Origin of the sequence: Ruminococcus sp. CAG:379 (assembly GCF_000434255.1) — a bacterium.
GTDB lineage: Bacteria > Bacillota > Clostridia > Oscillospirales > Ruminococcaceae > Ruminococcus_F > Ruminococcus_F champanellensis.
Genome location: NZ_FR894928.1, coordinates 1 through 11,147, shown reverse-complemented (window position 1 = coordinate 11,147; position 11,147 = coordinate 1). Strand labels below are relative to the sequence as shown.

General features: G+C 55.0%; 11 protein-coding genes. 2 read left to right on the top strand and 9 right to left on the bottom strand.

Going from position 1 to position 11,147, the window contains the following annotated elements; genetic code table 11:
* The 9 genes from QVO51_RS10470 to QVO51_RS10430 all read right to left on the bottom strand — a co-directional run.
* Positions 1-821 (bottom strand): phosphonoacetaldehyde reductase (locus QVO51_RS10470; protein WP_288168203.1); only part of this gene is annotated, 821 nt, incomplete at its 3' end.
* Positions 809-1,525, bottom strand: coding sequence for a phosphocholine cytidylyltransferase family protein (locus QVO51_RS10465; protein WP_022358348.1), 717 nt, complete (start codon positions 1,523-1,525; stop codon positions 809-811). The genes QVO51_RS10465 and QVO51_RS10470, both read right to left, overlap by 13 nt.
* Complete coding sequence (aepY, locus tag QVO51_RS10460) at positions 1,522-2,619, bottom strand: phosphonopyruvate decarboxylase (RefSeq protein WP_022358347.1); 1,098 nt, start codon at positions 2,617-2,619, stop codon at positions 1,522-1,524. The genes QVO51_RS10465 and aepY overlap by 4 nt, the downstream gene beginning before the upstream one ends.
* Positions 2,612-3,484: an isocitrate lyase/phosphoenolpyruvate mutase family protein gene (locus QVO51_RS10455; RefSeq protein ID WP_022358346.1), complete on the bottom strand. Its 873-nt coding sequence runs from the start codon at positions 3,482-3,484 to the stop codon at positions 2,612-2,614. The genes aepY and QVO51_RS10455 overlap by 8 nt, the downstream gene beginning before the upstream one ends.
* Positions 3,477-4,121 carry a hypothetical protein gene (locus QVO51_RS10450; protein ID WP_022358345.1) on the bottom strand — a complete coding sequence of 215 codons (645 nt, stop codon included), beginning with the start codon at positions 4,119-4,121 and terminating at the stop codon, positions 3,477-3,479. The genes QVO51_RS10455 and QVO51_RS10450 overlap by 8 nt, the downstream gene beginning before the upstream one ends.
* The gene (locus tag QVO51_RS10445; RefSeq protein WP_022358344.1) at positions 4,118-4,786 is read right to left on the bottom strand and encodes a CDP-alcohol phosphatidyltransferase family protein; all 669 of its coding nucleotides are present in this window, start codon (positions 4,784-4,786) and stop codon (positions 4,118-4,120) included. Before QVO51_RS10445 ends, QVO51_RS10450 begins: the two co-directional genes overlap by 4 nt.
* A 1-nt stretch (position 4,787) precedes the next feature.
* Positions 4,788-6,128 (bottom strand): B12-binding domain-containing radical SAM protein, encoded by a 1,341-nt coding sequence (locus QVO51_RS10440; RefSeq protein ID WP_022358343.1) that lies wholly within the window; start codon positions 6,126-6,128, stop codon positions 4,788-4,790.
* Positions 6,125-7,747, bottom strand: a complete 1,623-nt coding sequence (locus QVO51_RS10435) for a class I adenylate-forming enzyme family protein (protein WP_022358342.1) — start codon at positions 7,745-7,747, stop codon at positions 6,125-6,127. The genes QVO51_RS10440 and QVO51_RS10435 overlap by 4 nt, the downstream gene beginning before the upstream one ends.
* The gene (locus QVO51_RS10430) at positions 7,731-8,384 is read right to left on the bottom strand and encodes a lysophospholipid acyltransferase family protein (RefSeq protein ID WP_022358341.1); all 654 of its coding nucleotides are present in this window, start codon (positions 8,382-8,384) and stop codon (positions 7,731-7,733) included. Before QVO51_RS10430 ends, QVO51_RS10435 begins: the two co-directional genes overlap by 17 nt.
* Before the next feature lie 126 nt (positions 8,385-8,510).
* On the opposite strand from QVO51_RS10430, the gene QVO51_RS10425 reads away from it, so the two are divergent.
* Both QVO51_RS10425 and QVO51_RS10420 read left to right on the top strand, forming a co-directional pair.
* Positions 8,511-10,763, top strand: coding sequence for a DUF4434 domain-containing protein (locus QVO51_RS10425; protein WP_022358340.1), 2,253 nt, complete (start codon positions 8,511-8,513; stop codon positions 10,761-10,763).
* A gap of 12 nt (positions 10,764-10,775) precedes the next feature.
* Positions 10,776-11,147, top strand: a 372-nt coding sequence (locus QVO51_RS10420; protein ID WP_288168193.1) for a hypothetical protein, incomplete at its 3' end; no start/stop codon positions are given.

The following is an 11,147-nucleotide window of genomic DNA, read 5'->3' as shown; positions in this document are numbered from 1 at the left end:
GCGGCTGCCTGTTCCGGCAGAGAATGCCGGAGAAGCTCCGGAAACAGAGCGGACAGACACAGGGCAGCAGCATGTCCATGTGCAACGCCGAACAGGGTCGTGAGCCGGTAGCACATAGCGTGCGCAGCGGTGGTTTTTGCAATGTGAATCGCCTTGCCAGCCAGATTTGCCGCCTGGAGCATGCCTGCATTTCCGGCATCCTGATTGGTCAGATACCCCTCCGCATGCTCCAGCACCTGTCGGATCGCCCGGACAGAATAGGCTCTGCTTTCCGGTGTGGCATGCATCGACCAGCAGGATTCAATGCCGTGACACAGAGCATCCAGCAGGGTGGCTTTCCGCTGATACAGGGGCAGCGTCCGCAGCAGGGTGGGATCTAGCATCGCTGCATTGGGCAGGCAGTTTTCCACCGACTGCTTGACTCCGTTTTTGTAGATCACCGCAAAGGAGGTGGCTTCGCTGCCGGAGCCTGCGGTGGTGGGAATCGCCAGAAGGGGCGTATCGGGTGTTCCGGTTTCCCGCCAGATGCATTTTGCCACGTCTATGGCGCTGCCTCCGCCCACTGCGGCAATGCCGCTGCATGCATGGGCGATGTACTGCGCTGCCCCCAGTTGGACGGAGCTCAGATCCGGGTTGGGGCGAAAGTCGGAAAAACGGAATATCCGGATGTTCTGCCGTTGCTCCAGGGCAGTCAGGTGATCCCAAAGGGGAAGCTGTGCAATGGAGTTTCCGCACACCAGAAACAGCCTGGTAATTTGGTGCCGCTCCAGGTATGCGTCCAGTCCGGCATAGGCATTGCCCGGCACGATCAGTTCTTGCATGGGTTCAGCACCTCCCATACTGCTTGGTAATCCTCTGGGGTGTCCACCTCCGACAGCAGCAGACCGTCACAGGCAAGAGGTTGGATGTGAAGCTGTTCCGGGATCCGGTTCAGCGCCTCTTCTGCATAAACCTGCACTTGTCCACGGCGAACCCATGCGGACACCTCTCGGAACCATGCATGAACGGCTGCTGCATCCAGCTTATACAGGGGCTGCAAGGCAAAGCAATCCTGCCCGAACATGTGAACGGATACCTCCTGCAAACATCCATCCCGAAGCCGCCCTTTGAAATCCTTTTCCGGCAGGGAGGCGGAAAGATCCACGCAGCATCGGTTGCCCGATGCCGCCAGCAGTCTTGTCAGCACCTGTTCCTCAAACACCAGATCCCCATGGAGCATCAGCAGGTCATTCCCTGCAATCGTGGGCTCCGCCAGGAACATGGAGTAAATATAGTTGGTGTGGGCGTACCGGGGATTTTCCACCAGGGTAATCTCCATGCAGTCGCATTTCGCCTGCTGCCGGATCAGTCCGGTGTATGCACCGGTGGTGATGACTGCCTCCCGGATGCCATGCCGGGACAGCAGTCGCAACTGTCGGGATAGAATGGTTTCGCCGCCGGGCAGGGGGAGTAGGCATTTTGGCTTGTTTGCAGTCAGCGTACCCATCCGGCTACCGGTGCCGGAATTGAAAATGAGAGCTTTCATGCCTGGATCGCCTCCATAAAGCAATGCTTATTCTCCTCGGGGGTGGAGGTGGGTCTGCCCAGATCGGCTCGGGATCCGGGGCGGATATACACCACCAGTGCAGCCTTTTGCTTTGCAAGGCGTTTTATACCCTGGCGAAGCTGGGCTTCAGTTTCCGCCCTGCATACCGCAAAGCCGCAGCCCTCCAGAATGGCCTCCATATGAATCCGGAACCCCACGGTTTTCTGTCTGCCCACAGATTCATGACAGCCGTTGTTGAGGACGATATACTTGAAATTGTCTCCCCCGGTACAGCCGTTCACCGCACATGCGCCCATATGCATCAGAAATGCTCCGTCCCCGTCGATGCAATAGATGTTCTTGGAGGATGCCAGACTCAGCCCCAGGGCAATGGAGGAGGCATGTCCCATGGAGCCTACGGTGAGAAAGTCCTGTCCATGTCCCTGTCCGGCGGCTTGCCGCAGTTCAAACAGCTCCCGGGAGGTTTTTCCCGTGGTGGATACTACAAAATCCTCCGGAGATAGACAGGACAGGATCACGGAAAGGGCATGCTCCCGGGTCATGGAGAAGGAACAGGGGGCAGGCTGGAATGGGTATTCGGAAAAAGTGCCCTTGCGGATCAGGAGTGCCTGGATGTTACCGTTTTGCATGTGCTTTGCTGCATCCTGCAATGCATCCTCCCAGTTTGCATCCAGAATCCGGACGGGGATCCCCATGCTCTCCAGCAGGGGTATTGTCACCAGCCCCTGTTTTTTGTGCTGGGGTTCATCCTGTGTATCCGGTTCTCCACGCCAGCCGATCAGTAGCAGCATGGGGATCCGGTACACCAGGGGATCCGCCAGGGACAGCAGGGGATTCACTGCGTTGCCGATGCCGGAATTTTGCAGAAACACCACCCCGGGCTTCCCGGTGGCAAGGTAATGACCGGCGGCAATGCCAACAGCGTTCCCCTCATTGGCGGCAATCACATAGTTTCTGCCTGTCCGTTCAGACAGGCAGGCGCACAGAGCCTGGAGCAGGGAATCCGGAACTCCGGTGAAAAAATCCATGCCCTTTTCGTAAAGGGACTGATAAAACAGGGACGGTTCAATCATGGGCTGCCTCCTCCGTGATCCTTAGAATTTCCGTTGTGGGTGCGCAGTACTGCTGATCCGCCTCCCCACTGCTGCCGGCGGCAAGGATGGATCCGGCGGTCAGGCACATGGCTTTGTAAGCGCTTCTTGTCAGATGGTTTGCGTAGATCACCATATCCACTCCCGCTTGGTGCAGGGTATGACAGGACAGCTGTGGGTACATGGTGGGAATGCATGCCACCGGCATTTCCGGCAGCAGCTGCTTGCACCGATGACAAAATTCCAGTACCTGCTCGCCGGTTTTGTCCAGGCTGTGGATCACAATGCCGTCCGCACCGGCTTTGGCATAGATATTCGCCCGTTCCAGTGCGTCCTCCATGCTCTGTCCGGCAATGAGGCTTTCCAGTCTGGCAAACAGCAGGATCTCAGGTGCATGGGCTTTGGCATCCGATAGCTTTTGAGCAAAGATCCGGGGATCCTCCAGCAACTGGACACGGGCACTGCCATACAGGGAGTTGTGCTTTTGTCCGCATTTGTCCTCCACCACCAGACCGGATACTCCTGCCTTGGCATATGCCCTTGCGGTATGGGAAAAGTCCCCCTGCCCGTTGTCGCAGTCCACCAGCAGGGGCTTTTGACTGACCCGGCGGATCGTCCGGACAGCCGTCAGCTTTTCGGAAAGCGGCATGCGTCCGTCGTCCGGCATACCTGCTGCGGCTGCATGACACAGACCGCTGAGCCACAGTCCGTCAAAGGTAATCTGGTTTCCCTCCGCATCCGGGGCAAAGGCATGCTCCGCTACATAGGCTTCCAGTCCATTGACCGCTTCCAGAATCCGCAGCAGAGCACCGTTTTTCAGCAGACTGCCCAGGGGATTTTCATGCATTTCCGTTTCCTCCTTTGTGGGTCAGCATCCGTCCCACCAGCCTGCCGGTCAGGACGATGCCGGAGCCGATCCGCCGATACAAGGGGAAGGATTGCATATAAGTGGCGTATCCGGGGGAATTCTTTCGCCGGAGTCTGCCCTCAAAGATACAGGTTCCCTCCAGTAGCTGATCCATGTCCCGGATGGTGTATTGATAGTAGGGACGTTCCATGTGGAACAGTCCGGACAGCTCCAGCACCTTTGCAGTAAAACTCATACAGTTATGTGCCTTGTAGATGGGAAATCCGTGCAGCACCGGCATGGTCGCCATGGACAGCAGGTTGAACAGCTGCTGCGGGTCTGTTTCACATTGCCGGATGAAGCGGAGGATCCGCCGGTAAGCATCCTCTCCCACAGAGAGTCGGAATACCTTTGCTCCGAAGCATTGATAACTGCCAAAGGCGTAGTAGTCCCGTTTTTCGTGCATAAACCCGGCACAGGCAGGCAGATTGTGAAACCGGCGGGAGTAGGTGACAAAATCTGTCAGAGAAGGATCCAGACACACCCCGATGTGGGTGTATGGATATCCGGTTACCAGCCTGCCGATGCGTGCAAGTCCCGTATGGGCACGGATCAGAACAATGTAAATTCGGTTCATGACTTCTCCTGTTTCTTGAGTTGGCGGAACAGCTGAATCTGAAGCCGGACCATTTCATAGTACATGGGAATCAGCCCCACCGCCACAATTACGTCAGCGATCCGGAAGGATACTCCAAACAGGGTGAACAGCACCCGTCCATGGGTTGCCATACTCAGTATGGACACCAGCACATAGGAAATGTGTGCTTCGATGGGTCCCAGCCGTGGGAACAGAAATTCGTTGCAGTAGAGAATGTAGTTCATGGCGGTGACGTTCACGATGCCGTACACCGGTGCTGCAAAGATCATGACCTCCAGGCTGCCATAGGGGGAGAAGCCCAGAGCGATCAGCAGAAAGGTGGACAGAAGCACATCCGTAATCAGATCAAAGTATGCTCCTGCCCGGGACGCCATCTGTCGCTGCCGTGCCACATAGCCGTCCAGGTCGTCCGCCACCAGATGCACTGCCAGTCCCAGAATGGTGCCCAGAAAGAACCATGAGGACAGCCGGGTCAGTGCTGTACAGACAATGGCGAACAAACCGCCCAATGCGCCAATCAGAGTTACCTGATTGGGGGTCATCCAGCCGGGGATATACCTTCCCACATGCTTGTACAGAAACTGCTGTACTCCAGTTTCCAGCTTGCTGGGAATGATTTTTTTCGCCGGATTTTGATACGCCATATTACCCTCCGAACCGGAACATATTTTTTACAAAGGAGCGGATGTAGTATCCGTAATCCACAAAGTCATAGATGCCGTCCCGCCAGCCCCGGAGAAACAGCCGGATCAGCAGTACATGGTAGTGAAAATAGTAGGCACGCAGGCTCAGTCTGCCGGGCTGCGCCACCACATGCAGGTAGTCCCAGGCGCCGGGATCCTCTGTCAGGATCCGGTCTGCATACTGCTGATACAGGGGGCTGTCCAGTTCCGGTGTGAAGATGGACACTGCCGCATGCCGCAGCTTGTGGGCTTTGATCCAGCGGTACATGCTGCGGAAATCCTTTCCGGTAAAGTCCAGATCCGCAATGAACATGCCCATCATATGTATCCCCACGTTGTGAAGGATCTCCACTGCCTTTGTGTTGCAGTCCATATCGCATTTTTTGTTGTAGGCGGTCATATGCTGATCGTCCAGCGCCTCCAGCCCGGTGAGAATGTAGTAAAAGCCGATTTCCTTCAGTTGCTGCATCAATTCCGGATACCTTGCGATAAAGTCCGCCCTGCCGTAGCACACATACCGCTTGCAGATCTGCCGCTCCCGGATCAGGTTGATAAACTGGCGGATGCGCTTCTCATCCACCAGAAAATCATCGTCCACCAGATAGATGTTCTCACAGGGGATCCGGGCAATTTCCTCCACCACATCCTGGATGTCCCGGCAGGTATACACTCCGCAGTTCAGCTTGTTCCGGCTGCAGAAGCTGCACCGGTAGGGACAGCAGTAGGCAGTCCGCACATGGGCACAGGGCAGCAGCTCCAGATATCGGTATCGGTCGGTATGGGTGAGAAAATAGCTTCGATCCGGCAGAGGAAGCCGCTGAATGTCAAAGGGCTTGGGGGCGGCAGTGTGCCAGCCATCCTCCGTGCGCCGGCACATGTCCTCCAGTTGTTCCGGCGGTGTGCCCTGTATCAGCTGTATCAACTGGAATATATCAAAGGAAACGAGAATATAGTCCACGCAGTTCTGATACATCCGGGCATAGCACTGCTGTGCATGCAATCCGCCAATGACGGTGACACTGCCGCATAGATCCTTTGCTGACTGGCAGTATTCCAGCATGAACCGTTCCTGTCGGGTGCGGCCGCAGACATAGACCAGATCAGGCATGTAGGCTTTCAGCTTCTCGGCGGCGGAGATGCGCTCCACCTGTCCGTCCCAGATGGCATAGTCCACACCCCGTTCCCGGAGCAGGGCGGCGATGTACTCCAGTTCCAGTGGCTCGTTGTCGATGACGCCCGCAAAGTTATACTTTGTCCGGGAAATCTCCGGGTGGATCAGAAGCACCTTCCGGATTTCTTTCATGTATCCTCCTCCTCACTGCTCATTGCCTCCAGCTGACTGTAGGCGATCTTACCCACCAGGGTTTTCGGCAGAGCCTCCAGGAACACATACTTTCGTGGCAGAGCATAGACAGCCACCTGTTCCCGGCAGATCTCCCGGAGCGCCTGCTCGGTCTGCTCCGTTGCGGCATGCTCCTTCAAAACCACAAACGCCTGTACAAGCTGTCCCCGGATGGGATCTTGCACCCCTACCACAGCGCATGCAGATACCTCCGGACAGGAAAGAATGGCGTTTTCAATGGCCTGAGGGTAAATGCTGTAGCCGTTGGAAACGATCACTCGCTTGCAACGCTGCTTGAAGTAGATATATCCGTCTGCATCCATGCACCCCAGATCTCCGGTATGGAGCCATGTGTGCCCGTCTGCATGGGTTTGCAGTGCCTGGGCAGTTTCCTCCGGATTTTGCAGATATCCCTGCATCACCGTCGGCCCCCGGAGAATGATCTCGCCCAGTTCTCCAGGGGGCAGGGCTGTCTGATGCTGGTTGTCATAGATCTGATATTCTGTATCCGCATAGGGCAGACCTATGCTGCCCTCTTTTTCGCTTTCCTGGGGCATCAGACAGGAGCCGGTGACGCATTCGGTCAAACCGTACCCTTCCCGGATCCGGGCGGAGCTGCCATGCTGCCGGAGTATCCGATCCAGCTGCCGCTTGGTGCTGACTGCAAGAGAATCTCCGCCGGAGATGGCGACCTTGAGAAAATCCAGCTTCAGCTTGCCGAGGTCACTCCGCAGCAGATACTCATAAATAGACGGCACCCCGGCGATTACGTTGGGGCGGTATTTGGCGATCAGCCTGTGAAATTCCTTGGGATGGAACCGGGGCAACAAAATGGCGGTGCCGCCGAAGGTCAACACCGTGTGGATGCATACGCCCAGACCAAAGCCGTGAAACATAGGCATCACGGAAAGCACCCGATCACCGGGCAACAGACAGCCGCAGGCATCCATGCTTTGCAGTGCCAGGGCATTGAAATTCAGGTTGGTCAGCAGGATACCCTTTGGCTTGCCGGTGGTGCCTCCGGTGTAAAGCACTGCTGCACCGTCAGCGCCTTTGCCCATATCGGTGACGGGAGCGCCGGACTGTTGCATGAGTGCGTGCCAATCCATCCGGTCATGCGGTTCCCTTTTTATGCGGATCCGGTATGCAATGCGAAGGGGCAGGGGCATAAAGCTGTCCGGGGATACTATTATAATAGTATCCGCCGACAGACCCTCCAGCTTTTCTGCAATGCCATCCAGTGCCAGAATCACTTTGCTGCCGCTGAGCTGCAAATGGTATTCTATTTCGCCCCGGGCGGAAAGGGGGTGGATCATATTTGCCACCGCCCCCAGCTTATTGAGGGCATAAAAGATGATTACCGTCTGGGGCATATTTGGCAGGATCACCGCCACGCTGTCTCCCTTTTGGATATGCAGGCTGCTTAATGCCTCTCCACACCGATCGATCATCTCTATCAGCTTTCGGTAGGTGATCCGTCTGCCGTAATAGGAAAGTGCGCAGCCGTCCGGGTATGCTTTGGCAGTTTTGGCGATTTGCCCATACAGGGAGCAGTCCGGATATTCAAGATGTCTTGTCATGTCCAATGCTCCATTCATCAAATTCAGTAAACTGTTTTTGCGCCAGCACTGTCGGTTCCATGCTGCGGCGCAAAAGCGCTGCGATCCGGTTGTAAAGCTCCCGGTTGGCGGCGGTCAGATCATCGGAAGCATAAAAAGGTGTGCCGAATCGCACAGTAACGCCGCCGGAAAAGGGCTTGTATGTACCGGTGATGGCGTAGGGGATAATGGGGGCATGGGCTCTTGCGGACATGACCACCGCCCCGTATTTAAATGGCAAAAGCAGCTGCTCTGTGTAATTGCGCTTTGCCTCCGGAGATACATTCACCGCATCCCCCTGCTGCAAAGCGTAGACAGCGGCATGCAAAGCTGCCGGGTTGTGCTTGCTGTGCAGATCCACCGGAATGGTATGCACCGCCCGGAACACAAAGCCAAAGGGACCGTCGTGAAGATCCTTTTTGGCAAGGGTACGGACTATACGCTTGGTGGAGGTGTCAATCAGGATCGGATCCAGGGCGTGCATATGATTCCCTGCCAGGATCACAGCCCCGGTGGCAGGAATATTGTCGCTGCCTATGACGTGGGGATGGTACAGCAGCCGGAACAGGGGCGTAAACAAAAATCGCAGGATCCGGTATGTATAACAGGTCTGTTTCATAGTATCATCCTCTTTCACTTATATTGTAAGGTAAATTTACGATTTTGTCAAGGAGCGCATTGCAAATCCCAGTGTGCTGTGCTATAATCAGATTATCATATTTACCAATGAGAAAGGATGGTGCATATGCATTTGCGAAACACAGTTTGCGCCCTTGCATCAGCATGGGCATTGGCTTGCAGCATGCTGCCTCATGCCGCAGCCGCAGGAGAGGAGAACCATGTTACCCACCTGGACGGTACATTCATTCAGCCCTGGCTGTATATGACCTATGATGATGCCCAGTGGGATGCGGAAATGCAGGCGATGAAGGACACCGGCATCCAGTATCTGATCATGGGGGATGTGGCAAACCACAATGCGGATGGTAGCTGGACGGTGTACTACCCCTCAGAGCTGGACTTCCTCAGCGGATACACGGTGTACGACGCACTGGAGCCGATTTTGTTTTACTGTGACAAATACGACATCAAGCTGTATCTGGGCATGGGTCTGGACTGTGCCTGGAACAGTGACATTGCCTCTGAAGCCGGCAGGGAAGCGAACCGGCAGTATATGGAGCAGTGCAATCAGATCACCTCGGAACTATATAATAAGTATAAAGCATCGTATCCGGATACCTACTACGGGTTTTACTTTGTGACGGAGCTGTACAATACCATTTATATGGACACGGACACGGGCACTGATGCCTATGCGGAGGGACTGGAGGAAATGTTCACTCTGGTGTTGGAGCAATGCAATCAGCTGGATCCAAGCATGCCTCTGCTGTTCAGCCCCTATGTAAACATCTTTGGATATGGCTATGCCAGCATCAATCCGGATCGCTTTACAGAGTATTGGACAGAGGTACTGACCCGGATCCCCTTCCGGGATGGGGATATGCTGTGTCCCCAGGATAGCTGCGGAGGCGGCGGCATGGATCCGGCGCATCTTGCCCAATGGACGGCGGCATACCGGGATGCGGTGGATCGTGCCAATGCAAAGCGAGGCACCAGGCTGCTGCTGGGAACCAATGCAGAAATGTTTGTACAGCCGGATGCAGCACGTATGCAGTCGCCCCACGGAGTTTCCTATACGGGCATCAAAACGGTACGGGATTTTACACAGCGGCTGGAAATTGCAGATCCTTATGTAGACGCATTGTTCTGCTTCGCCTATCCCCATCACTATTCTCCGTATAACACGTTGCCGGCATTTCATCAATGCTTTCTGGAATATCTGAAAACCGGAACCATTGAAACGGAGTCGCCTGCGCCGCCTGCCCGGGTGGATGTGACCCTGGTGGAACGGGAGGGAAGCCGTTACCCTCAGTTTACCTTTTTCGGTATGACCGATAACACAGCGGTTGCCCAGACCAATTTGTATAAAAACGGCACGCTGTATGATTATATCGTGCCCTCGGTCAAGGTCGGCGGCAATGCCAGCCAGAATGTGTGGGTGGATTACGACTACACGAAGGGGGAGCAGGTTTACGAGGTGGAATGCGTCGATGTGTGCGGTAATGTTTCTGAAAAGCGCAGCTTTACGGTGGATGTATCCAACCTGACACAGGGGAACACACAGCAATTGACAACGGAGCCACCCATCCAGTGGAACAAAACCTCCCTGGATTATCTGCGCTATACCGTGACGGAATCCGGCGTTCGGATCACCGGTTGTGAGAAGGATGCAGAGCAGATCGAGATCCCGGCACAGATTGAAGGGAAGCCGGTGACGGTGGTGGACTGGTATGCCTTTGAACGTTGCGCAAAGCTGCGGTCTGTGGTGATCCCGGACACGGTGACCCACATCAGCCGGTTTGCCTTTGCCCACTGCATTTCCCTGGAAACGGTGAATCTGCCGACGTCCCTGTATGCCATTGAACAATATGCGTTCTTTGACTGTCCCCGGCTCCAGGGGCTGAGACTGCCGGAGCGTCTGACGATCATCGAGGAACGTGCGTTCTGCGGCTGTGATGCCATTACGGACATTACCATTCCGGAAAGTTGTACCAGTGTAGGCGCATACGCCTTTCTGGACTGCGACAGCCTGTACAGGGTGGGGATCCAGGGGGATGCCCAGCTTGGACTTCGCAGCTTTGGGTATCGCTACCGCAGCGGCTATCAGCTGCAGCCCGGCTTCGTGATCGATTCAGACAGTCCGGCCGCCATTTCCTACGGGAAGGAAAACGGTATCCGGATGCAGTCAGAGCTTGTGCTGGGAGACGTGAACGGCGATGGACAGCTAAATGTGGCGGATGTTGTGCTGCTGCAGCGGTGGCTGCTGGCTGTACCGGACACCATGCTTGCGGATTGGCAGGCAGGGGATCTTTGTCGGGATGGTTTGCTGAACGGAGCGGATCTTGCTGCTGTCAAGGCAATCCTGGTGCAGGAGTAATCTGCAAATAAAGTGACTGACAAACAGGAAATGCACGGTGATGTGCATGTGCTCTGTTTGTCAGTCATTTCTTTTGGCTCACAAATTCCAGGGATTTATCAGGTAAACTGTAAAAAAGTACTTGATAAGGCCGAATTTGTGGTATATACTATAGACACAGATTTAATCAGAAAAAATGAACAAGAAGGAGGGCACTATAAAATGAAAAAATATATAACAGCCAAACGGCTGATCATTTTGTCTGTGTTTGCGATCATCAATGTTGCCTGGCTGTTTCTTCGGTACATACCCTATCACCGCTGCCGTGAAAAAATGGATGTGATCGATGATCATGGATTACTCAGTTACGGTAAAGTGGCAGATCCGAATGAAACATCAGTCCCG

Bases quoted from the DNA above. Each gene is read 5' to 3' on its own strand.
- QVO51_RS10465 (WP_022358348.1), bottom strand. From the start codon at position 1,525: ATGAAAGCTCTCATTTTCAATTCCGGCACCGGTAGCCGGATGGGTACG.
- aepY (WP_022358347.1), bottom strand. From the start codon at position 2,619: ATGATTGAACCGTCCCTGTTTTATCAGTCCCTTTACGAAAAGGGCATG.
- QVO51_RS10455 (WP_022358346.1), bottom strand. From the start codon at position 3,484: ATGCATGAAAATCCCCTGGGCAGTCTGCTGAAAAACGGTGCTCTGCTG.
- QVO51_RS10450 (WP_022358345.1), bottom strand. From the start codon at position 4,121: ATGAACCGAATTTACATTGTTCTGATCCGTGCCCATACGGGACTTGCA.
- QVO51_RS10445 (WP_022358344.1), bottom strand. From the start codon at position 4,786: ATGGCGTATCAAAATCCGGCGAAAAAAATCATTCCCAGCAAGCTGGAA.
- QVO51_RS10440 (WP_022358343.1), bottom strand. From the start codon at position 6,128: ATGAAAGAAATCCGGAAGGTGCTTCTGATCCACCCGGAGATTTCCCGG.
- QVO51_RS10435 (WP_022358342.1), bottom strand. From the start codon at position 7,747: ATGACAAGACATCTTGAATATCCGGACTGCTCCCTGTATGGGCAAATC.
- QVO51_RS10430 (WP_022358341.1), bottom strand. From the start codon at position 8,384: ATGAAACAGACCTGTTATACATACCGGATCCTGCGATTTTTGTTTACG.
- QVO51_RS10425 (WP_022358340.1), top strand. From the start codon at position 8,511: ATGCATTTGCGAAACACAGTTTGCGCCCTTGCATCAGCATGGGCATTG.